Source organism: Rhizobium sp. BK661 (assembly GCF_024808825.1).
In the GTDB taxonomy this organism is placed as follows: Bacteria; Pseudomonadota; Alphaproteobacteria; order Rhizobiales; family Rhizobiaceae; genus Rhizobium.
Genome location: NZ_JANTYT010000018.1, coordinates 53333 through 77318 on the forward strand (window position 1 = coordinate 53333; position 23986 = coordinate 77318).

Annotated in this window: 23 protein-coding genes; 13 read left to right on the top strand and 10 right to left on the bottom strand. The window is 58.4% G+C overall.

What is annotated here, in order from left to right:
• Nucleotides 1–155: 155 nt before the first annotated feature.
• The gene (pobA, locus tag FHX16_RS25140) at nucleotides 156–1328 is read right to left on the bottom strand and encodes a 4-hydroxybenzoate 3-monooxygenase (RefSeq protein WP_259130961.1); all 1173 of its coding nucleotides are present in this window, start codon (nucleotides 1326–1328) and stop codon (nucleotides 156–158) included.
• Nucleotides 1329–1442: 114 nt separating this feature from the next.
• Here pobA and FHX16_RS25145 point away from each other — a divergent pair, with 114 nt between their 5' ends.
• The gene (locus FHX16_RS25145) at nucleotides 1443–2330 is read left to right on the top strand and encodes a helix-turn-helix domain-containing protein (protein ID WP_259131017.1); all 888 of its coding nucleotides are present in this window, start codon (nucleotides 1443–1445) and stop codon (nucleotides 2328–2330) included.
• On the opposite strand, the gene FHX16_RS25150 is transcribed toward FHX16_RS25145, so the two are convergent.
• Nucleotides 2327–3082, bottom strand: coding sequence for an IclR family transcriptional regulator C-terminal domain-containing protein (locus FHX16_RS25150; protein WP_259130963.1), 756 nt, complete (start codon nucleotides 3080–3082; stop codon nucleotides 2327–2329). The genes FHX16_RS25145 and FHX16_RS25150 overlap by 4 nt on opposite strands.
• Before the next feature lie 128 nt (nucleotides 3083–3210).
• Here FHX16_RS25150 and FHX16_RS25155 point away from each other — a divergent pair, with 128 nt between their 5' ends.
• From FHX16_RS25155 to pcaF, 3 genes are read left to right on the top strand one after another with little or no spacing between them, the layout of a single operon-like run.
• Nucleotides 3211–4059, top strand: a complete 849-nt coding sequence (locus FHX16_RS25155) for a CoA transferase subunit A (protein ID WP_183757306.1) — start codon at nucleotides 3211–3213, stop codon at nucleotides 4057–4059.
• A gap of 11 nt (nucleotides 4060–4070) precedes the next feature.
• Entirely contained in the window at nucleotides 4071–4853 is a 783-nt protein-coding gene (locus tag FHX16_RS25160) for a CoA-transferase subunit beta (RefSeq protein ID WP_183757305.1), read from the top strand.
• Nucleotides 4854–6059, top strand: coding sequence for a 3-oxoadipyl-CoA thiolase (pcaF, locus tag FHX16_RS25165; RefSeq protein WP_183757304.1), 1206 nt, complete (start codon nucleotides 4854–4856; stop codon nucleotides 6057–6059).
• A 61-nt stretch (nucleotides 6060–6120) separates the two neighbouring features.
• On the opposite strand, the gene FHX16_RS25170 is transcribed toward pcaF, so the two are convergent.
• From FHX16_RS25170 to FHX16_RS25190, 5 genes are all read right to left on the bottom strand, one after another.
• Nucleotides 6121–6915: an SDR family NAD(P)-dependent oxidoreductase gene (locus FHX16_RS25170; protein ID WP_183757303.1), complete on the bottom strand. Its 795-nt coding sequence runs from the start codon at nucleotides 6913–6915 to the stop codon at nucleotides 6121–6123.
• A 93-nt stretch (nucleotides 6916–7008) separates the two neighbouring features.
• Nucleotides 7009–7740: a glutathione S-transferase gene (locus tag FHX16_RS25175; protein ID WP_183757302.1), complete on the bottom strand. Its 732-nt coding sequence runs from the start codon at nucleotides 7738–7740 to the stop codon at nucleotides 7009–7011.
• Between the two features lie 36 nt (nucleotides 7741–7776).
• A complete protein-coding gene (locus FHX16_RS25180) occupies nucleotides 7777–8091 on the bottom strand; it encodes a plasmid stabilization protein (RefSeq protein WP_183757301.1) in 315 nt (104 codons plus the stop codon).
• Between the two features lie 103 nt (nucleotides 8092–8194).
• Nucleotides 8195–8365: a hypothetical protein gene (locus FHX16_RS25185; protein WP_183757300.1), complete on the bottom strand. Its 171-nt coding sequence runs from the start codon at nucleotides 8363–8365 to the stop codon at nucleotides 8195–8197.
• 312 nt (nucleotides 8366–8677) lie between these two features.
• On the bottom strand, nucleotides 8678–8941 hold the full coding sequence (locus FHX16_RS25190; protein WP_183757299.1) for a DUF2934 domain-containing protein: 264 nt from the start codon (nucleotides 8939–8941) through the stop codon (nucleotides 8678–8680).
• 247 nt (nucleotides 8942–9188) lie between these two features.
• On the opposite strand from FHX16_RS25190, the gene FHX16_RS25195 reads away from it, so the two are divergent.
• The 4 genes from FHX16_RS25195 to FHX16_RS25210 all read left to right on the top strand — a co-directional run bounded on the left by FHX16_RS25195 (nucleotide 9189) and on the right by FHX16_RS25210 (nucleotide 14104).
• Nucleotides 9189–10652 carry a phosphatidylserine/phosphatidylglycerophosphate/cardiolipin synthase family protein gene (locus tag FHX16_RS25195; protein ID WP_259130966.1) on the top strand — a complete coding sequence of 488 codons (1464 nt, stop codon included), beginning with the start codon at nucleotides 9189–9191 and terminating at the stop codon, nucleotides 10650–10652.
• A gap of 93 nt (nucleotides 10653–10745) precedes the next feature.
• Nucleotides 10746–11576, top strand: coding sequence for an endonuclease/exonuclease/phosphatase family protein (locus tag FHX16_RS25200; protein ID WP_183757297.1), 831 nt, complete (start codon nucleotides 10746–10748; stop codon nucleotides 11574–11576).
• A 210-nt stretch (nucleotides 11577–11786) separates the two neighbouring features.
• The gene (locus FHX16_RS25205) at nucleotides 11787–12773 is read left to right on the top strand and encodes an alpha/beta hydrolase (RefSeq protein ID WP_246712745.1); all 987 of its coding nucleotides are present in this window, start codon (nucleotides 11787–11789) and stop codon (nucleotides 12771–12773) included.
• Between the two features lie 767 nt (nucleotides 12774–13540).
• Nucleotides 13541–14104 carry a hypothetical protein gene (locus FHX16_RS25210; RefSeq protein WP_183757295.1) on the top strand — a complete coding sequence of 188 codons (564 nt, stop codon included), beginning with the start codon at nucleotides 13541–13543 and terminating at the stop codon, nucleotides 14102–14104.
• A 454-nt stretch (nucleotides 14105–14558) separates the two neighbouring features.
• On the opposite strand, the gene FHX16_RS25215 is transcribed toward FHX16_RS25210, so the two are convergent.
• Nucleotides 14559–14741, bottom strand: a complete 183-nt coding sequence (locus FHX16_RS25215; RefSeq protein WP_183757294.1) for a hypothetical protein — start codon at nucleotides 14739–14741, stop codon at nucleotides 14559–14561.
• Between the two features lie 1126 nt (nucleotides 14742–15867).
• On the opposite strand from FHX16_RS25215, the gene FHX16_RS25225 reads away from it, so the two are divergent.
• The 5 genes from FHX16_RS25225 (at nucleotide 15868) to FHX16_RS25245 (ending at nucleotide 21978) form a co-directional block, all read left to right on the top strand.
• On the top strand, nucleotides 15868–16806 hold the full coding sequence (locus FHX16_RS25225) for an ArdC family protein (RefSeq protein ID WP_259130969.1): 939 nt from the start codon (nucleotides 15868–15870) through the stop codon (nucleotides 16804–16806).
• A 171-nt stretch (nucleotides 16807–16977) separates the two neighbouring features.
• Complete coding sequence (locus tag FHX16_RS25230) at nucleotides 16978–17160, top strand: hypothetical protein (RefSeq protein WP_259130971.1); 183 nt, start codon at nucleotides 16978–16980, stop codon at nucleotides 17158–17160.
• 231 nt (nucleotides 17161–17391) lie between these two features.
• A complete protein-coding gene (locus FHX16_RS25235) occupies nucleotides 17392–18513 on the top strand; it encodes a hypothetical protein (RefSeq protein WP_259130973.1) in 1122 nt (373 codons plus the stop codon).
• 10 nt (nucleotides 18514–18523) lie between these two features.
• Nucleotides 18524–19897, top strand: a complete 1374-nt coding sequence (locus FHX16_RS25240; protein WP_259130975.1) for an N-acetylmuramoyl-L-alanine amidase — start codon at nucleotides 18524–18526, stop codon at nucleotides 19895–19897.
• Nucleotides 19898–19947: 50 nt separating this feature from the next.
• Complete coding sequence (locus FHX16_RS25245; protein WP_183865090.1) at nucleotides 19948–21978, top strand: C1 family peptidase; 2031 nt, start codon at nucleotides 19948–19950, stop codon at nucleotides 21976–21978.
• Between the two features lie 94 nt (nucleotides 21979–22072).
• Here FHX16_RS25245 and FHX16_RS25250 read toward each other — a convergent pair whose 3' ends face one another.
• Nucleotides 22073–22726, bottom strand: a complete 654-nt coding sequence (locus tag FHX16_RS25250) for a DUF4157 domain-containing protein (RefSeq protein ID WP_210281082.1) — start codon at nucleotides 22724–22726, stop codon at nucleotides 22073–22075.
• 208 nt (nucleotides 22727–22934) lie between these two features.
• Nucleotides 22935–23627 (bottom strand): hypothetical protein, encoded by a 693-nt coding sequence (locus FHX16_RS25255; protein WP_183759272.1) that lies wholly within the window; start codon nucleotides 23625–23627, stop codon nucleotides 22935–22937.
• Nucleotides 23628–23986 lie beyond the last annotated feature (359 nt).

Here is a 23986-nt window from a genome sequence, read left to right on the forward strand (position 1 = left end):
TTGAAATTTTGTTTTCCTAAAGCAACTGCGCAGTGCAGGGCATCGCCGACCGCTCATTCAGTCGCGCATCTGGCCCTGTTACCGGGGCGAGCAGCGGTGGGACGCATTTACCACCGCCGCTCTCCATGCACCCTTCCGTGGATGTCGGAAGGGATCTAGTAGGGAAGGCCGACGTAGTTTTCCGCAAGCGCAGTCGCTGCTGCTCTCGAATGCGTCAGATAGTCGAGTTCGGCTTCCTGAATCCTTTGGTCGAAGTTACCGGCGTCGGGAAACCGGTGCATCATTGTTGTCATCCACCAGGAGAACCGTACCGCCTTCCACACCCGAGCAAGCGCTCGCTGGGAATAGGCGTCGATGCCTGCGTTCGAACGATCCTGGTAGTGTTCGAGGAGGCCCGAGAAGAGATAATGCACGTCGCTCGCGGCGAGATTGAGACCTTTTGCACCGGTCGGCGGAACGATGTGGGCGGCATCGCCGACCAGGAACATTCGGCCGAAACGCATCGGCTCGGCAACGAAGGAACGCAGCGGCGCGATCGACTTTTCGAATGAGGGCGCCGTCTGAAGTGCCTCTGCATGGTGTATTGGGAGCCGACGACGAAGCTCGTCCCAGAACCTGTCATCGCTCCAGTCTTCAATCCTCTCGGTCAGCGCACACTGGATGTAATAGCGGCTGCGGTGCGTTGAGCGCATCGAACAAAGCGCAAAGCCTCTGGCATGGTTGGCGTAGATCAGTTCGTGGCTGACGGGGGCAACCTCGGCCAGTATTCCAAGCCAGCCGAAGGGATAGACCTTCTCGACCGTGCGCAGCGATCGCTCCGGCGCCGCCTTGCGGCTGACGCCGTGGAAGCCATCGCAGCCGGCGATGAAATCGCAGTCGATCCGATGAGAACTGCCGTCCTTCTCGTAGGTCAGGTAAGGGCTGGCGCCATCGAAATCATGCAGGAGGACATTCGCTGTCTCGTAGATTGTCACAGCCCCACTTGCCTCGCGTCGCTTCATCAGGTCGCGGGTCAGTTCGGTCTGACCGTAGACCATGACCTTCTTGCCGCCGGTCAGGGCAGATAGATCGATGCGGTGATCGCGTCCGTCGAAGGCAAGGGAGAATCCTTCATGCGGAAGGCCTTCAGCGTGCATGCGGGCGCCGGCCTTCGCCTGGTCGATCAGGCCGACGGTTCCTTCTTCCAATACCCCGGCGCGAACGCGGCCCAGAATGTAGTCTTTTCCGACGCGGTCCACGATGACGTTGTCGATGCCGGCCTCGGTCAAAAGCTGCCCGAGAAGAAGGCCAGACGGGCCCGAGCCGATGATGGCGACCTTCGTGCGCATGCTCTCCTCCCGCACTTGCCTTTGGTCAAATTTTGACGATGCAAGGCGCGGTCAGCAATGGACAATTCCATCATCAGATTGCACAGTTCGAACATGCTGAGGGAGGCGGCCGGGATGGCGCGGAATATTCCGACATATGAGCTGTACGGCGAAATGGCCGCCGGAAAGCCGGATTTCTGGCTGCATTGCGAGACTATCGTCTCTCGCAGCAGTCTGCATCACTTTGAAATTCGACCGCATCGCCACGACAGTTTCTTTCAGATCCTGTACATTGCCGGCGGTACGGGAGAAGCGATGTTCCAGAGCCTCTGGCACCCGATCAGGCCGCGATCGGTCATCACGGTTCCCCCTGGCGTCGATCATGGCTTCCGGTTCTCAAGGGATATCGACGGTTTCGTCATCACGGTTTTGAACTCGCATCTGAAGGCGATCCCGGGCGACCGCAGCCGGCTTGGTGCATGGATGGCATTGCCGCATCTGACTTCGCTTGATCCGGATGACGAGGATGCCGGGCATATCGCCGCCTGCCTGATGCGGCTCGGGCATGAATTCCCGCATCGGCGGGCCGGGCGCAACGATCTCCTGGAATCCTATCTGACATCGGCCCTGCTTCTGACGGCACGACTTTCTTCCAAAGTCCGGGAAGACGATACTGCTGCCAGCGAGAACGAGCGACGTATCGAGGCGCTTCAAGACCTCATCCACCGGCATTTTCGATCGCATGAACCGGCTGCCTTCTATGCCAGGGCAATCGGAATTTCGCCGACGCACCTGAACCGCATCGTGCGCGCTGCGACCGGCCTTGGCCCTCACGAACTGATCGCGCGCAAGCTTCTCGATGAGGCGAAGCGCGAACTCGTCTTCACCTCGGGCAACGTGCAGGAGATCGCCTATCGGCTTGGCTTCTCCGATCCTGCCTATTTCTCGCGGTTCTTTCTGAAGGAGACCGGCAGGACCCCGCGCGCCTGGCGCATAGCGGAACGCGCAAGGCTCGGGGTCTAGCGCAGCACCAAGCGCAGCGCCTGTTGGCTCTCCTTCAGCAGCGGCAGATACAGTGCCGGCATGTCGGCGGCCGGCACGTGGGCGGCCGGAGCTCCGATATTGATGGCAGCGACGGTCTGGCCCCCGTTATTCTCGACAGGCACCGCAATCGAGCAAAGTCCGATCTCCAGCTCCTGGTCGATCACGGCGTAGCCCTGTTCGCGTACGCGCCGGAACTCGGCAACCAACTCCTCGATATCGGTCTTGGTATTCTTCGTATTCGCCTTGAGCTCGGTGCGGGAAAGGATTGCCCTTGCCTCCGTCTCCGGCAGTGCCGCAAGCAGGACCCGGCCCATCGACGCACAGTAGGCGGGCAGGCGGCTGCCGGGGGTCAGGTTGATCGACATGACACGACGCTGGGAAGCGCGCGCGATATAGACAACCTCGGTATTTTCGAGGACGGATGCAGAGGCGCTCTGGCCTGCCTTTTCGGACAATTGGTCAAGATGCGGCTGGATCAGAACGGGCAAGGGCGTCGCCGAAAGATACGCATGCCCGAGCCTCAATATCCTTGGCGTCAGAGCAAAGAACTTGCCGTCATAGTCCGCATAGCCGAGTTGGGCGAGCGTCAGCAATGACCGCCTCACCGTGGCGCGGTCGAACCCGGTCAGCTTTGAGGCCTCCGCAATCGACAGGCGCTGGCGCGTCTCCTCAAAGGCCTCGATCACCTTTAGTCCCCGTGCGAACCCGCTGACAAAGTCGGTCTCTCTCATGGCGTCCTCCGTTCGCTTCAATTTGTGCGATATACGAACAAATGTCAAATAGCGCACAAAAACATTTGACGGTTGCCGTCGCAGGGCGCTTATTGACCCGCATTCAAGAGCTCACTGCGGGAGGCCATATGGCGAAGATCGTATCGTTGAAGGAAGCTGTCGCCGACAATGTCAGGGATGGCGACACCGTCGCCATGGAGGGCTTCACCCACCTTATTCCCTACGCGGCCGGCCACGAAGTAATCCGTCAGGGCAAGAAGGATCTCTTCCTGATCCGGATGACACCCGATATCATTTATGACCAGCTAATCGGTGTAGGTGCTGCGCGCGGCATGAAATTTTCCTGGGGCGGCAACCCCGGCGTCGGCTCCCTGCACCGCTTTCGCGATGCGGTGGAGAACCAGTGGCCCCGGCCGCTTGAAATCGAAGAGCATAGTCATGCCGCGATGGCCAACGCCTATGAGGCTGGTGCCGCAAACCTTCCGTTTGCGACGTTCCGTGGCTACCTCGGCGCCGATCTTCCGAAAGTCAATCCCAACATCAGGTCCGTGACATGCCCCTTCACGGGCGAGGTGCTTGCCGCCGTTCCAGCCATTCGGCCCGATGTCACGATCATCCATGCGCTTCGCGCCGATCGTAAGGGCAATGTCCTCCTGGAAGGCATCGTCGGCGTCCAGAAGGAAGCAGTCCTTGCCGCCCGACGCTCGATCGTGACGGTCGAGGAAATCGTCGACGAGCTCGACCCGCCGTCGCCGAACTCCGTCGTGCTGCCTAGCTGGGCTGTCACGTCAGTTGCCCATGTGCCGGGGGGAGCATTTCCGTCCTATGCGCAAGGCTACTACGCCCGCTCGAATGCTTTCTACATCGCATGGGACGCGATCGCGCGTGAACGCGATGCCTTCCTGACATGGATTGATGAAAATGTCCTGCGGGCAAGTCCTGACGATTTTGCCAAGCATGCGACGAAGGTTGCGTAAGGAGACCCGGGATGAGTGACTTTACCCCCACTGAGATGATGACCATTGCCGCAGCCCGCGCGCTCACAAACGACGACGTATGCTTTGTAGGCATCGGCGCGCCGTCCGCCGCCTGTAATGTCGCCCGCCTGACGCATGCCCCTGACATCACGTTGATCTACGAGAGCGGCACGGTTGGCACCAAGCCCGACGTTTTGCCGCTTTCGATCGGCGATGGCGAGCTCTGCGACACCGCGCTGTTTACCGTCTCCGTGCCGGAGATGTTTCGCTACTGGCTGCAGGGCGGCCGCATCACGACAGGCTTTCTCGGCGGCGCGCAGATCGACAGGTTCGCCAATCTGAACACCACTGTTGTCGGTCCCTACGATCATCCGAAGGTCCGGTTGCCAGGCGGCGGTGGCGCACCCGAAATTGCCAGCAATTGCGGGCAGATATTCATCACCATGGCGCTTTCCAAGCGTGGTTTCGTCGAGAAGCTCCCCTTCATCACCTCCATGGGCCATGGCGAGGGCGGCAATCACCGCGAGCGTCTGGGGATGAAGACAAAAGGACCGACCCGGGTCATTACCGATCTCTGCATCCTCGAGCCGGATCCGGTGACGAGGGAGCTCACCGTCGTCTCTATCCATCACGGCGTCACTCGCGAACAGATCACCGACAATTGCGGCTGGGCAATCCGCTTCGCAGATCAGGTAATCGAAACGCCTGTGCCGACAGAGACGGAACTCGCAACGCTCCGCGACATCAACACACGTACCAAGAAGGCCCACCAGGGCAACAAGGAGGCCGCATAAATGGCTGACGCTTTCATTTGTGACTACATCAGGACGCCAATCGGCCGCTTCGGCGGCTCCCTGTCATCGGTTCGCGCCGACGATCTCGGGGCGGCGCCACTGAAGGCACTCACCGAGCGCAACCGGGACGTCGACTGGGAAGCGGTTGACGACGTGATTTTCGGGTGTGCCAACCAGGCGGGTGAGGACAACCGCAATGTCGCCCGCATGTCGATATTGCTCTCAGGCCTTCCCATGTCCGTGTCAGGGACCACCATCAATCGGCTCTGCGGCTCGGGCATGGACGCTGTAATCGCCGCCGCCCGGGCGATCCGCGCCGGCGAGGCAGACCTCATGATTGCTGGAGGCGTCGAAAGCATGTCGCGCGCGCCGTTCGTCATGCCGAAGGCTGAGACGGCTTTCTCACGCAACGCCGAGATCTATGACACGACGATTGGCTGGCGTTTCGTCAATCCGCTGATGAAACAGCAATATGGCGTCGATTCCATGCCGGAGACCGGCGAGAATGTCGCTGCCGACTACAAAGTCTCGCGCGAAGACCAGGACACCTTCGCTGTCCGCAGCCAGGCCAAGGCCGCCGCCGCACAGGCCAGCGGTCGGCTCGCAACAGAAATCACCTCCTTGACCATCCCGCAGCGCAAGGGCGATCCCATTGTCGTCGGCAAGGACGAGCATCCGCGGGCAACCACGATGGAGGCACTCGCGAAACTCTCCACGCCCTTCAGAAAGGAAGGCGGAACGGTCACTGCAGGAAACAGCTCCGGCGTTAATGACGGCGCCGCCGCTCTCTTGATCGCCAGCGAGGCTGCCGCGAAAAGATACGGACTGAGACCGATCGCACGAATTCTCGGGGGAGCCGCCGCCGGCGTCCCACCGCGCATCATGGGCATTGGTCCTGTGCCTGCATCCCAGAAGTTGATGGCCCGTCTTCACATGAAGCAGGACCAGTTCGACGTCATCGAACTCAACGAAGCCTTCGCGTCGCAAGGCCTTGCCGTGCTCCGGGAACTGGGGATTGCCGATGATGATCCTCGTGTGAACCGCAATGGCGGGGCGATCGCTCTCGGCCATCCGCTCGGCATGACCGGTGCGCGCATTACCGGCACTGCCGCGCTGGAACTCAAGGAAACCGGCGGACGCTACTCGCTGTCCACAATGTGCATCGGCGTCGGCCAAGGCATTGCGATCGCTCTCGAGCGCGTCTAAGCCCATCGAAACCGGGAACCGGCGTCGAACAGGCGCCGGTCACCAAATCCTCAGTGCCGCATCAAGGCATCAGCTGGCCACCGTTGACCTCGATGATCTGGCCCGTCACGTAGCCTGACAGTGTTGGCGATGCGAGGAAGAGGTAAGCGCCGACGCAGTCCTCCGGCGTCCCAACGAAGCCCATCGGTATCGACTTCCGCTGCAACTCCATCTGTTCGTCATTGGTGTATCGCTCGTGAAAGGGGGTAGCGATAACCCCAGGAGCGACGGCATTGACGCGAATGCGATCCGGGACGAATTCCTTGGCCTGTCCGCGGGTAATGGTCGAAACGAAGCCCTTTGATGCGGCATAGAGCACCGCGCCATTGCCACCGCCGTTGCGTGCCGCGATCGAAGTCGTGTTGATAATGAAGCCACCCTGCTTCTTCAGCCACGGGTGGGCCGCGCGTGTCGCGGCGAGAACCGAACGGGCATTCAGATCCATGACTTTCTCATAGTGTTCGTCGGTATACTCCGAGGTTGGTTTGCGGCCGAGCATACCGCCGGCATTGTTCACCAGCCCATCGAGATGGCCGAAGGTCCTCGCGGTCTCCTCGACAACGCGCTCCGTTTCGCCCTCTTTCGACACGTCGCCGTGCACGAGGTGCACCGTGCCGCCAGTCGCCCGGATTTCCTCCGCGAGCGCTTCGGCCGGTTCCCGGCTTGCATTGTAATGAATGCCAACCTTCATCTCCTGGGCGGCAAAGGCGCGCGAAAGCGCAGCACCTATGCCGGTCGACGCACCGGTGATCAGCACGGCCCTGCCGGCGAGGTCCGGGATCTTGATGGATGCAAGCAATTGAGCAAGGTTTGCCATGGCAGCGATAGCCTCCGAACATGAAGCGGGATTGATTTGGCGAGTGGGGACGAGCTTAACAGCCGGAGGCTGACCGGAGCAATGCCGATCCTGTTACGGTGTCGTGTCGAGCTCAGGGTAGTGCCGGAAGATCCCATCCTCATTGAAGGCAAGCCTTCGCTTTGAGCCCAGGTAGGCGGCAATCTTGGGGCGGACGGCGACGGCGTCGTGCAAGGCAATCAGGCCGGGATAGTCACCGTCTTGAGCCTTCATCGCCTTTGGGAAGGCATAGCGAAGACCCTCGATCACCTGGAACAGAGACAGGTCGACATAACTCAATGCATCGCCAACAATGTAGCGCGATCCCCCGGGATTCTGTTGCAGCACCTGTTCGAAATACCCGAGGAACTTTGGAATCCGTTCGCCGATGAAGGCTTTCGTGCGGGCTTTTGCCGCATCCTTCTGATCTTCATAATAGAGTGAGGTCGCGATCGGGTGGTGGGTATCATGCACTTCCGCCACGAGATCGGTGATCGTGAGCTGCAGGCCGTTCACAATGTAACGCAACGTTTCATTGTCAGGGACAAGGCCAAGCTTCGGGCCGAGATAGAAGAGAATGTTGGCGACATGCGAGACGATCAGGTCGCCATCCCTTAGGAACGGCGGCGCGAACGGAATGTGCGGCTCGCTCTTGCTCTTCATCAGTTCCAGCATGGCGCCTGTGCCCATGCCCCGGCCGGACTGGCGTGCAACATCGACATAGTCGACGCCGGCTTCTTCCAGCGCCAGGCGAACGAACTCGCCCCGTCCCTGAATTCCGTCCCAGTAGTAAAGTTCATAGGCCATCGATCCCCTCCCGGTAGCCATTCCAGTCTGGATCAATCAGTGATGCGAATGGTGCTCGTTACGCTTGCGCGTTGCGGCTGCCTTTTTCGCGGATGCAGAGCGCTCAGCTGCCGACCGCGATGCGGAGGCGGCGCCCCCCCTGCGTCCACCCTTCTCGGATGACTCGTGGGTATCCTTCTTGCCGCGACCGGATCCCGATTTGTTGCCGCCACCGCTTTCCTTGTTGACAGTCGCCCAGGCCCGACGTTCGGCTTCCTTGGTTGAGACGCCGCGGTCCTCGTAGCCTTCCTCGATATGCTCGGCCTTGCGCTTCTGCTTGTCCGTGTAAGCGGATTTGTCGCCTTGTGGCATGATTGCCTCCATGTCTTGAACGAACAGGCAACTTGCTGGCACACGAAAAGTTCCAGTCATTTGCTGGGGTCGTCAAACCGACGCCCCTTCCCGGGGTAGCAGGCTACTTGCGATAATATTTGCGGGAAACAGCGATCATCTTGCTGAGGGTGATGAGCCCGAATGGAGCGGAACGCGTCGCGGGAAAGAACAGCGCGACCATGTTGTCGATCGCATAAACAAGGACAAGAGCCAACGCGAGATAGGCGATAGTTGCCACGATGAGTGCGGTCATCTCGGCCTCACATGGGCGCCACGAGGAGGTAGCAACTCGCTACGGCGAGGGAAAGGAGGATAACGTCGAAATAGCTTCTGCTCATGGCGAATACTCCAGTTGCCGCTATGAACAGCGGAACTGGATTTTGGTTCCATCGCGAAAGGCTGCCTCAGCAGATTTTTTGCGAGGTCGGAACAGTACGCACTCATCTGTGGTCTTTCCCTCAAAAGGCGCTGCGCGCGCCTCCCCGAAAAATCAATAGAGCAGAAGCAATGCAATCATGTGACGAAGGCGTCACGCATGACGCCTTCTCTATCTGAAGTCAAAGGGTTAGGCCGATTTACCGTTGGCAGCCTTTTTCGTTGTCGCGGGCTTTGTGACACTGCGGGTGGCTGGAGCCGTTTTCGGGGGGGAGACCGTGCGCTTGCGCGTCTTGACCTCCTTGCCGTCGACCGAAGCCGCCGATCCTTCGAGCGAAAGCCGCTCTGACCGGGCCTGTTCCCAATGAGCGACTTCTCGCCCCGCGGGGTGCCCTTCCTCTTCCCAAAGCGCATAGGCGCGCTTTCTGATCCACTCGTCCCGAGTTTCCGTCATAGCCGATCTCCAGTCAGGGTAAAGCCCGTTGCGTAACTAGATCCTAATATTCAAAGTTCCAGACCACGACGAATGTTTCAAGCTTTTTTTGACACACCGCAAAAAGAAATTGCGCATTGCAGCATCAGGCCGGCTATTTGACCATGCTGTAACCGGATCCACCAACATTTGGTCGCCGCCCCGAGCCGTAAATCTCCCCATTGGCGCCGGATTGAACGTTGCCGCTTAAGCGTTATAGTTCAGCTCAATGTTTTATCTCATATCGACCTACTGGCCTCATATTCTATTCATTGTTTCGCTGGCCATGGGTGCAGCGGCAGCGATCCATGCCGCAATGACCAAGGAAGAGGTCAGGGCCGCAATCGGCTGGGTCGGCGTCATCATCCTTTCGCCAATCGTTGGCGCTGTTCTCTACGCCATCGCCGGTATTAACCGGATCCGACGGGCGTCGCTCAGCCTCCGGCGTGATGCGCTCATCCCGGAAGCGGACCTCGACGAACTGGAGAGCTTCGACGCCGATACCGAGATCGTCATCAGCGGCTTCGGGCGTCGTTTTGCTGCCCTGCAGACGCTCGGCGACAGGGTTGCCCGTATTCCACTCGCGACTGGCAACACGATCGACATGCTCGAGACGGGCGACGATTGCTATGCAGCCATGAAAACCGCGATGGAGGCTGCGGAGCGAAGCATTCTTCTGGAGACCTATATTTTTGATCGCGACCCGATCGGATTGAGGATTGCCGACGCGCTCATCGCCGCCGTCAGGCGCGGCGTGGAGGTCCGCGTCCTGATCGATGCCGTAGGCGCCCGCTATTCCGTGCCAAGCATCCTCGGCTACCTTGCCGATGGCGGCGTGACCGTCTCGGTATTCAATGGCAACGTGATCATGGGCTTGCGCCTGCCCTATGCGAACCTGCGCACTCACCGCAAGATCCTGATCGTCGATGGGCGTATCGCCTTGACAGGGGGCATGAACATACGGGCCGGGTTCACCCGCGAAATGACGGGGGACGATTTCGCCCGCGACACCCATTTCAGCGTAACCGGACCTGTTGTCGCCGATCTCTTCAACGTCGCAGCCGAAGACTGGCGCTTCACGACGGGCGAAATCCTTGAGGGGCAAGCGTGGCGCACCGCAATGCCTGAGAGAAACCCGGGCGACCCGGTCTTCATGCGGGTGGTGGCATCGGGTCCTGACAGAAGCGTCGAGACGAACCACAAGATGCTGATGGGCGCCTTCTCGATCGCCCGAAAATCGATCCGCATCATGTCTCCCTACTTCCTGCCAGACCGGGAACTGATCAGCGCGCTGGCGACTGCGGCGCGGCGCGGCGTGGAGGTCGACATCGTGGTTCCCTCGGTCAACAACCTCGTCCTTGTCGACCGGGCAATGACGGCACAGTTCGACCAGATCCTCAGCAGCTATTGCCGGATCTGGCGCTCGAGCGGAGCATTCAGCCACTCCAAGCTTCTGTCGATCGACGGGGTCTGGTCCTATGTCGGATCCTCGAACCTCGACCCGAGATCGCTGCGATTGAATTTCGAGATCGACCTCGAGGTGCTGAACGAAGGCTTTGCCAACGAGATCGATGAGCACATCGATGAGGCCATCAAATCGGCGTCTCCAGTGACGCTGGAGGGACTGCGATCACGCCCGTTCCTGGTCCGGCTGCTTGAGAAGGTGCTTTGGCTGGGCTCGCCATATTTGTAGCAAATTTCTGGGGTGAAAACGGTGGCAACTTGAGGTGCCGGGCCTATAATCCCGACAGAGTCCTTCGATCAACGGAGCCCATGCGAAACTCCGATGCATGCCAGAAACGACAGTCTGCCCGCCAATATTCTTGCCTCGATCCGCAATCGAAAAAAGCGGCTCGATGCAGCGCATCTGGAGCAGAAACCCCGGTCCGATGGCACGCTGATTGCCTCCTACAACGTCCACAAGTGCATCGGAAACGACCGTCGTTTCGACCCCGAGCGCACCAGCCGCGTGATCCACGAAATCGATGCCGACGTCATCGCGTTGCAAGAAGCAGATACCCGGTTTGGTGAGAGGACAGGTATCCTGGATCTTGGCCGGCTTGAGCGGGAAACAGGACTGATACCGGTCCCCATCAGCGGTATGGCCAAGGCTCACGGCTGGCATGGGAACGTCGTTCTCTTCAAGAGGGGATTGGTGCGGGATGTCCACCAGATCAACCTGCCGGGGCTGGAGCCGCGCGGTGCCCTTGTTGCCGAACTCGATCTGGAAAACGGCGGAGCCTTGCGGATCATCGCGGCGCATTTCGGCCTGCTACGCCACTCGCGGGCCCAGCAGGCCAAGACGCTTGTCCAGCTGATGGCCGACAAAAGAGAGGTCCCAACCATCCTGCTCGGCGATCTCAACGAATGGCGGCTTGGCGACCGATCGTCGCTGCACACATTTCAGTCGGCCTTCGGACCACAGCCGACGGCCGTGCCGAGCTTTCCCGCGCGACTTCCGGTCCTGGCACTTGATCGGATCATGGCAAACCGAAGGGGTGTTGTGACAGCCGTCGAGGCGCATGATACGCCGCTTGCTCGGGTCGCTTCAGATCATCTGCCCATCAAGGCCGTGGTCAATCTCAAACGTGTTGAGGAGCTCACCGCGAAAGGTTGAGCACCTTCCTGAGCCCGTTCGCAAACTCGTCGTGCCGGAACGAGCCATCCCCTTTACCTCTGCGATGACTTGACACTGCCTGATGCCGTGGCAGGCTCTGCCCATCTCGAGATAGCTTTGATAGGGAGCTGGATGGTGCTGCAATTGGCCGGGGGTTCGCAGGACAAAGACGCCTCGAGGCGCTTGGCACCGATTTCAAAAATTACCTTGATGACGTGGCTAGCCGCATGTCTGATCGTCGGGATCTCATCAAGCGCAGCGATGGCCGCGGGTCCAACTCCACAGACTGAGGGATCCAAGGAACAGGTCCGCAAGCTCGTCGACACCATCAAGAAATACTACGCTGACGCCGACAGTCTTCGCGACCGCCGTCGGGCCTTCGAAGATCTCATGGAATCCACCCCCGAGCCAACACGAGTGCAAATCAGATCGGTAGATGTCGGCGGTGTCGATGCACAGCTTATCTGGCCAGCAAGGCTGCATCATCCGCTCGGGCGGCGCGCCATCCTCTATCTTCACGGTGGCGGCTTCTATAGCGGTTCATTGCGCACACACCGTGCGATCGCTGGGTCGCTCGCGAAGGCGGCTTCAGCGGACGTTCTTCTGGTCGACTATCGCCTCGCGCCCGATAGCCCTTATCCCGCCCAGATCGACGACGCACTTAGTGCTTACAGATGGCTTCTCGATTCCGGCTATGAGAGCGGCAACATCGTCATCGTCGGCGATTCCGCAGGCGGAAATCTTGCGATCGAAGCCACGCTGCGGCAAATGCGGGTGAGCGGACAGCTACCCGCTGCAGTGGTTGCGATGAGCCCGATCACCGATCTCGTGGCCACAGCTGCGTCCTTGGCAGCAAACAATACCGATCCACTCATCGGCAAAGATCAACTTACATTGATCCGTAACGCCTATCTCGGCACCCGCTCACCCAGCGATCCCCTTATATCGCCGCTTTATGCGGACATGACGGGATTTCCCCCACTTTTATTGCAGGTTGGATCTGGTGACGCCCTTCTGGACGATACCCTGCGTCTAGCTGACAGAGCGAAGACGGCCGGCGTGGACGTCAGGACGGAGATCTGGCCAGGCATGGTTCATCAGTGGCAGTTATTCCCCTCCCTGCTCGATGACGCAAGGAAATCGAACCAACAGATCGCAGACTATGCGATCGAGCATTTCGCGGACAAGCCCAAGTAATAGGCAGCGGGCTCAGGCTTCTCGTAAACTCCATCAGTTTTTTCAAAAGTCCTACGCGGCCGATAGAATTCGCTCTCGCACGGGTACGCAGGCCGCTTCTATCTACACGCTGCGACCAAGCGAAGGCAGATGCATAAATCGGACGACTTTCACGCAGGTCGGCAAATAACATCGTTTTTTAAGATCCTGCTTTCGAGACTAGCCTGGGCGTCCCCACGGGTTTTGAGTGCTGAACAATCGGGAAACAAATCCCCAAATCCATCTGACCGTCACCAATGAGCCCTGCAAACAGCCTTGCCTAGAGAGCGCCGTTGCGGCAACGAAGGAAGGCGCCAACGTGCCGCGGCAACTGTGAAAAACGCACTGCTCTGGCGACGGGCCGGACGGTCGCCGACCTCCTGTAAGAGCCAACTACACCTAAGCCACCGAAACCACTGGGCAAACGGCTATAAGCGACGAAATCCCGAGCTGGCAGCCATAGCCGATTGGCTGTCTTGACGAGAAAGATCCGGGATCTGAAAGTCGAAGCGGCTCGCATCACTGAAGCAGGCGATTGACCCGCTGCTGAAGGTCGCTGCCGTCTTGGGTGACTCTACAGGTTCAAACGCTCAATATCATGGACGAATTGCTGACGTCGTTTTCGACGTCGCCGGAAAGGACCGCGATCGAGCGGGTGGACAAGGATCGCGCCGGAAGAAGGGGCGATCGATGCTCCAAAAAACCAAGGGTAGCGGCAACCTCGAAAGCTCCTAGTGGGGAGACCAGACATGAAAACCGCGATTGCGTCAGTTCTAGTTGCCGCGTGCATTTCGGCAAACGCCAGCGCCATGTCCATCGAACTGCGCGGTGAGCGCGGCGATCGGCGTCGGGTTATTCACCTCGAAGGGGATATCAAGCCAGGTGATGTTAAGCGCATTCGCAAGGTAATTGCTGATCTGCGGAAGCGACACGAAGTGCTGCGCGGTTTCGTGATCATGAACAGTCCGGGGGGTGAAGTACTGGAAAGCTTCTATTTAATGGACTTGTTCGCCAACACGCAGCAGCCGATCTTAATCAAGGGCGATTGTCTAAGTGCCTGCGGCTTCATAGCAGCTGGGCTGGCAGCGACTGGAAATCTCTACCTCGACGAAACTGCCGCCGTTGCCGTCCATCGGGTCTATGATCTGCACGGGAGGGATGACCTGCAAGCATCTTTGGAAGCGGCGCAGATGTTGGCTGAGGATGGCGTCCCCCCATCGATCGTATACAAGATCGTTTCGACGTCATCGACGAGGTTGTCCGATATCACCGGCGACCTACGACTGATGCTCGCGACACGCGTGAGAAACTGACGACGCCATCGAACGATCCAACCTGCCCTCGGCTATCTTCTTTACCGAGAGGCCAAGCCCGGGGGAGGCCGAACGCCAATGCCGAGCTGGATCGAAGGGCAATCCATCACCGACAATTGCGTTTAGCATCGGCCCTGTCGTCAGGAGCCTGGCGGTTTGGTTCTGTCGTCAAGGTCCCGACCGCATTTACGACGTAATTGACTCGAATTGAGTTCAGACAAAGACGCCTTTGCCTCGGCTGAAGAAGTCAAACGACCAATCTCGATCGGTGGTGGCACTATCGCAGCGCGACTGGGACCCAGCTTCGCGGCTTCGCCGAGCCTCAAGATTGCACGAGCCCAACCTCAGGCATGCAAGAGCCTATGGTCACCGAGAGCACCGCCTCTGCATCAAGACCATCATTCTCAAGACTCCGCCACACGTCAGAAGGGCGGCCCCGCAGCCTTGGTCAAAGTCACTTCGGTACGTCTCTCGTGTCAATGATATCTGCGCCGCGGACACTCCCGGTCAACTGCGTGGTGTCGCCCGACATGACAACCCCAAAGACGTAGAGCATCACTGCAAGTACTGCGACAAGAGCAAGTACCGACGCATTCAAAATAGCCGGCGAAGGGAAGGCTTGATTTTTGTCACTCATGTCGCTCTTTCCGTTGCTACGGAAACTCAACGTGCGTTCTCATGGAGCGTTCCCGCCCTAGGACTTAGGTCCGTCTCCAATCTGACTTCAGTTGTACTGATGAGTTGGCGATTCTTGCCAGCCCCTCGGTTCCTTGTTCACCGCTATATTTGAACTGTTCGATAGATCACGGGCTGTTTTCGGCGATTGTCAGTGTTTCGCGACTAGCAGCGCGATCAGCGTCGAAGCGTTAGGGTTGTACACTACGGCTTCTGCCACGACGATCACGTCCGATCCCGTGGCCGCAGAATTGAACCATCAGCGCGCCGAACAAAACCCCCCTCGCGATGTGCCGAGTCACCCAACTGGAGAGGAGTGAGCGAGACCAATGTCTGATATCTTCGGCGCGAAGGCGATCAATCGCGTCGATAGCTTCTTCGGCAGACCACCCGGCGCGCACCGTTGCGGCAACCAGGCGCGCTTCAGTCTCTAGTTCCAGGGACAAATACAACCCTTCAAGGGCCTCCTTGGCGGTGACGACGTGATCTTCGTTTGAAGCAACGTCTGAAACTCTGGCAGTCAAAGGCACGGCGGAATCCTATCCTTGACGATTCTTGCAGATTTTCGACGTGAGGAGGCGGTGCCTCGATAGGCATTACGCTGTCAAAAATCGTTTGTTCCAGTCATTTGATAGACTTGCGCACTGTCTTCAGTGACCGGTCAACAGCAGTTCATCTGGTGAGACCCAAAGCTTGAGCGTGCCAAACCTGTCGCCTCCTGGCAATCAGGGCTGAATGCAGGCATGCATCGTCCTTCCGCTCTGGCAGCCGCAGGCAAATCCCTCGTCTTCGGATTACGGTCCGGCGATAGCGATGCTCCCGCCGTCCTCTCGAATGCGCTGCTGTCAGTCTGCCGTTCCTGAGGGTCGGCCTTCGTGAGGCCCTTCCTGTACCTCTCCTCCGGTCATGGCCGCGCCTCGCGTCCTGCCCCGGCTGTTGGTCCTGCCAGGCCCCGCGCAGTCCCGCAACAGCTTTGCCGTCCTCCACCTTCGTTTCGGCCCTTCGGGTGCGGATCAGCGCTTGCGGGCCCGGCAGTCGGACCGCCGTAGCAGGTCGCGATGGTCGCGACTTCAAACGGAGGTTCCAACATGAGCAGGCAGCCCATTCACCAACGATCCGATCTATACAGCCGCATCACCGACAAGATCATCGCCGAGCTCGAACAGGGCGTGCGACCCTGGATCCAGCCCTGGACCACAACCAATGCCGCCAACCGGATCACCCGGCCACTGCGCCACAACGGCGAGCCCTATTCCGGCATCAACGTCCTGCTCCTCTGGTCCGAGGCGATTGCTCGCGGCTTTGCCTCTCCGACCTGGATGACATTTCGCCAGGCGCTGGAATTCGGTGCCGCCGTCCGCAAGGGCGAGACCGGCACCACCGTCGTCTTTGCCAGCTCCTTCATCCGCACCGAAACCAATGACACCGGCCAGGAGATCGAACACGACATTCCCTTCCTCAAGGCCTACACCGTCTTCAACGCCGACCAGATCACCGGACTGGACCCACGCTTCCACCGGATCACCACGACCGACGAGCCGATCACCCGCATTGCCCATGCCGACCGGTTCTTCGCCAACACTGGCGCCCTGATCCGCCATGGCGGGTGCTCGGCCTATTATGTGCCGGCCCGCGACCATATCCAGATGCCTGCCTTTCATGCCTTTCGGGATGCAGCCTCCTACGTTGCCATCCTCAGCCATGAAATGACGCACTGGACCGCTGCCCCGCATCGGCTGAACCGCGACCTCAGTCGCTACGCCAAGGACAACAGCGAACGGGCCCGCGAGGAACTGATTGCCGAACTCGGCAGCTCCTTCCTCTGCGCCGACCTTGGCATCGTGCCCGAACTTGAACCACGGCCCGATCATGCACGCTACCTTGCCTCCTGGCTGCAGGTCTTGGCAAACGACAAGCGCGCCATCTTCGCTGCGGCCGGACATGCACAGCGCGCCGTCACCTACCTGCACCACCTGCAGCCGGAGGACACTGACCTCGACGACAACGACGAAGGGCAGGCGGCGTGAGCCGCCTGCCTCTCCCCATCAAACGGCTGGCGATCTCGCCCTGTAACCTCGGGACATGTCGGTGGCGTAACCCGGGTCAAGTGTTCGTGATAGCCCTCCCATATGCCTTTTGGCGCAGCATTTTCTTGCTCGGTAAACAGAAAGAGAACGTCAGGCCGGGGGAACCAACACATGAATATTGCCAAGATGTCTGTCGCGAGCGGCTTGCTGATCGGACTGGGGGCGATGATGTCTGCCTGCACGACCGCCCGCAATCCTAATCAACCTGATTATCAGTACCAACCGCGCACCTCGGTAAACCCGGCCTGTGCAGACGGCTTCAGGCCTGGCAACGACCGCTCATGCAGTTACTGACACGTTTGATCCGAGACGAGGCAGGCGCGGCAGCAAACGCGCGAACGGTGTTCAGTGACGCAGTCAACGACGGGCAATGAGCTGCGATCGCTGGTCCTCATTCCCATGTCGAGGGTTCCAAAGAAAGCTTCCATCGACCGCGCACCTACCGCCAGAAGTGTATTTCAAGTAAAATCTTGCAACCTTGAGAATTTATGCCATTATCTTAGATGCTATTCTTCGGGGGCGGCCATGAATGGTGAACGCGTCGATGACATTGCTGTTGGGAGGACAGACTATACAGGCCTTGAAATAGGTACTGTTTACAGCAAAGTCCCGAGAGTTTACGCGGTATATTCGAATTCCGACCGCGTGATGATCCAGTACGCAGATGATGAGAGCCTCGCCACGGAGCAAAGATTGGCACTCGCTCACCTCGCGCCCCTTCGAGGTGAAATCAACGGTTTGATAGATGGCTGGAGAAGCCCCAGGACGGTGGGGTCCGAGACTGGCCCAACCCATCGCGCAAGCGCAAGCGACGCCCGCGCGAAAAGATATGACCGCCGTACAGCTGACGCCTTAATCGTTGCACTGCAGGGCGATCAAGCGAGTGCTATGGTCCTCCTAGAGGCAATTAAGAGAGAGATCGTTGAAGAGCGCACTTCGACCGGCCGCGTTCAGTATGTGGTGACGGCGGGTCTCGTCGCGTTTGTCATCTTCCTTCTGTTTTGGGCCTTCAATGATCTCAACTTTCCAAAATTCGTGTCCCGGAATAATACCTGGATGGCGACCAGCATTGGGTGTCTCGGTGCGTTCTTTTCTATTGCGATCGGGATAAGGGGGAGGACGATCCAGACCGACCTCCGGCTTCGTGACAACCTCGTAGACGCCGGACTGCGAATTGTCATTGGGGCAATTTCGGCTGTGGTACTCTTCGCCTTGTTCCGAAGTGAACTATTTAAACTCACGTTGGGCGAGGCCGGACCTATCAGGCTTTGTGTCACAGGGCCGGAATGCACGTCTCCGCAGATAGATATCGCGATAGTCGTCGCCTTCCTGGCAGGTTTCTCAGAGCGCCTTGTTGGAAATCTTCTCGATACCAAACTCGTCCCGGCACTCGGGGAAAACCCCGCGGTCGTTCAGCCGGTCGTGGCCAAGACGGACCTCGCCCGATCTGAAGCAGACGAAAGAAACCCGCGTGGGCTGACAGCGCCTCCCCGGCTTGCCCGTCCGTCTACGGCAGAAACCGATGAAAACTTTAATGATCAGGTCGATTCCTGCCTCTGCGACGTGGAACTGGAGGACGGAGAAATTACCGAGGACATAAACTTGCCCAAGGCTTCCGGAGGTGTCGAGAAGCCGTCAGTGCACTGAGGAGGGACGCATGGTTTACTTATTGACCTGGCTGCCCGAAGTTCTCCGCCACGCAGGACTTAAAGTCGCGGAGACCAATGGCTGGGCAAGTCGTGGCACCGGCGAAATGGGGCGCGTGCGTGGCGTCATCTGTCACCACACCGGATCCATCGGGACCGGCAACATGCCCACCTTGAATGCCTTGATAAACGGTCGAGGCGGCAACCATCCACTTTCCGGACCACTCGCCCAGTTGGGACTGGGAGTCGACGGAACATATTATCTGGTTGCCGCTGGCAAAGCCAACCATGCCGGCCCGGGCGAGTGGAGAGGTATCAGGACGGGCAATTCCAGCTTCATCGGGATAGAAGCTGAGAACCCGGGCACGCCCAATGCACAGTGGCCAGACTGGCAGATGGATGCCTATAGACGTGGAGTGGCCGCAATTTTAAATCACATCGGGGAGACCTCCGATATGTGCTGTGGCCACAAGGAGTACGCACTTCCCGATGGTCGAAAGCCAGACCCATTGTTTAACATGGACGTGTTCCGCGATGGCGTGAAACGTGTCATGTCTGGTACGGTCACCCTCCGGCCCCCCGTTCCCGCTTTCGATGCGATTTCGGGCCATCGAACCCTGGAGCGAGGAGCACAGGGTTCGGATGTCGTGCAGGTGCAACGCGCCGTCGGTACCGAACAGGATGGAAGGTTTGGTCCGGTGACGGAGGCGGCGGTACGGTGCTTTCAACAGCGATATGGCCTTCGGCCTGACGGTATCGTGGGTCCACTGACCTGGTCGAAGATTGACGAGATACCACAACCGATAGTTCTTGCAGCAGGACTAACCGATGCCGCCAATGATACGTTGCCGGAAGGAGCCCGGCGCTTGCTCGATCTCATCGGCGATGCAGAAGCGCCGGGTGGGTATGACGTGTTATTTGGCAACAACCAGCACAGGCTACCGAGACCCTTGAGTAGCATGAGCTTGGCCGACGTTATTCTGAACGGCCCGAACTGGCGCAGAATGTTCAGGTCACCCGCGTGTGGCCGTTATCAGTTCATGACGACAACACTCATGCGCTTGCGCGACACATTGCACCTGTCAGGAGGAGAAACCTTCGGCTCTGCCCTTCAGGATCAGCTTGGGTACACATTGCTGAAGTTTCGAGGATATGAGCGGTTTATGGCGCGCAAGATCTCGCTGGTCGATTTCGGCTTGGGACTTGCTCAAGAATGGGCTTCATTTCCTGTTCTGCAAGCCCGGGAGGGCGCACACAGGACGGTTAGGCGAGGGGAGACCTTCTACGCTGGTGACGGGTTGAACAAAGCCCTCATGGCTCCCGAAACTGTCGAACACTTACTGGTAAGTCTTCTGGAGTCGGCGCCGTCCAGTCGCGCTGCCTGATGATCACAAAGCCAAAACGCGTGTGCGGGGTATACGGACGTGGAGGGAATATGTCGAACAGGGAGTTGACGTCAAATGTTGGAGAAGTGAGTGGTGACGGGGCTGCAATAGCAAAAGACGCTGCAGGCGAGGAGTCCGCGTCGCGAGCAGCGCAGGAACCGACACGACGATCAGATCCAGATGACAACCGCGTCTTCGTCGGCGACCGGGCATATCTGACAAGACAACAGACGAGTGGAGATGAGGTAAGAATTCTCGACATCCTGCCTGACATTCCGGATTTGAGGGATAGGATCTATCAACCCCATCTGCGTTCTCTACAGAGCGGGATCTATCCGACGATCGCATTTCCGGTGAGGGACCAGGGAAAATCTCCACGCTGTGTTGGCTATGCCCTTGCACATGTCATAGACGTCCTCCGCCACCAGACCGTCAGCGCAACTCCGCGAGAACGCGTCAGCGCGAGAATGCTCTATGAAATGGGCCTTCGAAATGACGAATGGGCAGACAGTCCCCACGACGGCTCATCCCTGCGCGGGGCCCTGAAGGGGTTTTTCCGAAATGGCGTCTGCAAAGACGGTCCAACTGACAAGACAAAGAAGGATTGGTTGCTGACATACGAGTTGGCGAAGGAGGCGACGGAAACGCGCCTCGGTGCCTACTTCAGGCTTCAGCCTGACATCAGTGACTATCACGCGGCCCTGAACGAGGTCGGAGGGATTTACGCTTCCGCACAAATACACGGGGGCTGGCTAAAACCAGTCAACGGATATATCACGCCCGACGGCGCTCCCATTGGCGGACACGCCTTCGCCATCGTGGGCTACGACGCCGAAGGATTCTGGATCTTGAATTCCTGGGGCGAAAAATGGGGCAGGGAGGGGCTCGCACACTGGGCCTACTCGGATTGGGCCGCAACGATCATGGACGCTTGGGTGTTGCAACTCGGCGCACGCGCTCCATCCGCCTTCAATGCCCTGCCAAAATCATCTCCGACCAGCCGTTCCGGTCTCTTCGGCATCAACGAGCCAACACGCGCCGACATTCTCGGCCATTTCCTCAACATCGACGATGGCAAGCTTGTCGTAACAGGCAAGTATGCGTCGCCGAAGGATGATGAGATGGCAGAGACCGTCAAACGACTTACGATGAAGGAATCCAACAACGGCACGGGCTACCCGCACTTGATGATTTACGCGCACGGCGGACTGAACTCCACGGTGGACGAGGCGCGCCGTATCTCGGCGTGGAAGCGCGCAAATATCTTCGGACGAAACTCAATCTACAACTTTCACCTGATGTGGGCTTCGGATTTCCTCGACGAGGCGTTCGGCGCAATGTCGTCGGCAACTTCCGGTCTCGCTGGTGCGGGCTTTTCGGATTGGCTGTTTGAGGCTGGACCGGGCAAATATTACGGCAATCGCGCATGGCGAAACATGAAAGGTGACGCAGAAGCCGCATTCAGCGGCCGCAGGGAATACGATGGTGGATTCCAGGGCCTTGAACCGCTTCTACAGGGTTTGGACACCGCAGACCTTCGTCCCAAAATTCACCTTGTCGGTCACAGTGCCGGGTCAATCGTTCTCGGTCGACTGATTTCCGCATTGGGACGGTTCAAGCTTAAAAATCTGACCATCGACAGTGTGCATCTTATGGCTCCAGCCTGCACGACGGACTTCTTCAATGAACACTATGGAAAGCTGCTCAAGGGAACCTCGGCGCTGAGGCTAAACGGCAATATCCACCTCTATATGATGAGCGACGATCTCGAGAAGAGAGACACCGTCGAGGCCGGAATTCCCTTGACACCACGGTACAGCCACTCCCTGCTGTACCTCGTCTCGCGAGCCTACGAAGAGCAGCCACATACGCCGATTGCCGGGATGGAAATCTATGGATCGAAGATAGGCAAGAGCGCCCGATTGATCGTCGACAAATCATTGTCAGCGCAAACGATGTCTCGATCCCATGGTGGTTTTGACAATGACACTGCAACGCTTACGACCATAATCGAAAGAATCAACGGCAAGCGAGTCAGTGTTGAATTAGTCCCTCGCGATGACGAACTGCGGGGATACTGAGAGGGTCGTCTGCCTGCCAGGCGAAACGCACTTGAGCTTCTTGGCGTTGGCAAAAGCCCCACGCTGTCGACAGTGTGCCTTCGTGATGTGGCCTTCAATTTTGTCTGTCTTGTGCTTGTTTGCGGCATCGCCAACGTGCGAAGTCATCGCCCTTGGAGTAGGCCGGGTTCTCCACTGCCAGCCAGTTTTGGGCGTATCGAACCGCGAAGCCATGGACGCCCCATACGTGGTATTGGTCGACATGTATCAGTTCATGGGCCCATGCCGAAACTGTTGCAGCCGTTAGCGCGTCGCGAAACACCACCACATCAATCAGGGTGACGGCGTCCGCAAATCTTCCCCGTTCCAGTACCGTGGCGAGATTGAAGGAGCCCACGTCACCAATCCGGTATCGGACACGGTTCATTGAAGCTTCGGTCGAGTAACCCGTGAGTTGCTTGCGAATATCTGGCGGGATCGGCAACGATCCTTTTATTGCAGCGTCTCGACTTGCAACCAGGACGCTTTCTAGAATTGGGCCAGAAAAGGTCGTCGCCTGAATTTCGTTTAGGGTACGAGCGATGCCGTAGATGGCGACTTCTATCGTGCTCGAGTCCCGCTTCAAATTAGCCCCTGCTTGCGCATGAAAATGTCCGGTCGGGCCGAACTCTGGTGAGCCGCTGCAAGCGTAGACGCATGAAGTCGCTGCGCCGATCGTCCCCAGCAAGACGGTCGAAAAGATATGTCGAGGAGCGAACGGACGTTGCATGGCCAACCTCTAAGGTTCGTAATATACTATATGATTGGGAAATGTATGCATTGGCTTGGTTGGGTCTGTCGTGACCGCCGGTTTTGCAGCTTGGCCATCGCCATATGCTTAGCGCCGTCTTCTGCAAAACGTCTTGGTCGAGATATGGGGTGTGTCATGACGAAGAAGCTCGCGCTGCCCTGTCGGTTGCGACTGACGGGCTTTGACACTAGGTAGTTCTGCCGCGAGCGACGACGGTTTTCAGGACCATTCGAAATGTCAGGATGATCGACGCAGCGCCTAAGGCAATAGCCGCAATGCCGGTCTGCTGCGTGGAGACCTGAAACCCCAGAAAATCGAAAGAAGTTGCTCCGCCCCCGGGTGCAGCCATCAGCAATAGACCGCCTGAAATGCACCCAAGGCCAAAGAGGGCGGCGAGTACTGATGCAATTATCAGCACCAATTTGCTTCTCTCATCCTGGGCGGCATTCCCGACAGGCTTTTCCTCAAGATCAGGTTCGCGCCCCGACAGTCTTGCTTCGATGACTACGCAAGCCGTCCGAATATCGGGAATGTGTATCTTGCCGCTCTGTTTCGCATCACTCCAGAAATCTTCTGTCCCCCACCCAAATGATTTCATCTTGTCCGCAAATGCAGGATCGAGGACCGCTACCGATCGACATGCAACCTTGAAAAGAAAGGCCGGCGTGTTCCACCTTCTCTCCTGTCTCACCTCGCCGACATCATCCAGATAGGTTTGAGCCTGGGTCAAGGCGACGTTTAATGCCGCAATTGCTCGCCGGAGTGCTTCCTCGTCCTGATCCGACCGCCGAAATTGATCTGCCCAATGAACCAGGGCCGCGGGAAATTGATCGATAGAGTCGTCCTCGAGGTGGTACCTGTTCACGGAAGTTTCCTCCACTGAACACAACCAGAAAATAGCATGTATGCCTCGCCGGAGACAGGCTTCGTTTGCAAGGCATGAAGGGATGGTGCAAGGTCATCACCCTCCTTTCTGCTCACTGCGATCCGATAACTTATTGAAATGTCGTCTGGAACTTCTTGCCAAGGAAGTCTTTCAGCCATGACCAGCTGTTCCGGTTGACTGGCACCGACCAGAACGTTCGTTGTCAGATCGAACAAGCAACCTGATCTTGGTGAGTGGCCGCAACGTAGCTGGTGTCGGTTATTTTCGATCGCGGCCGGGCTAAGTCAAAGCAGACTTGACGGATCCGCGAGTTTGGGAAATGCTAAGATGTCAGACCAATTTGGTCGATTGCC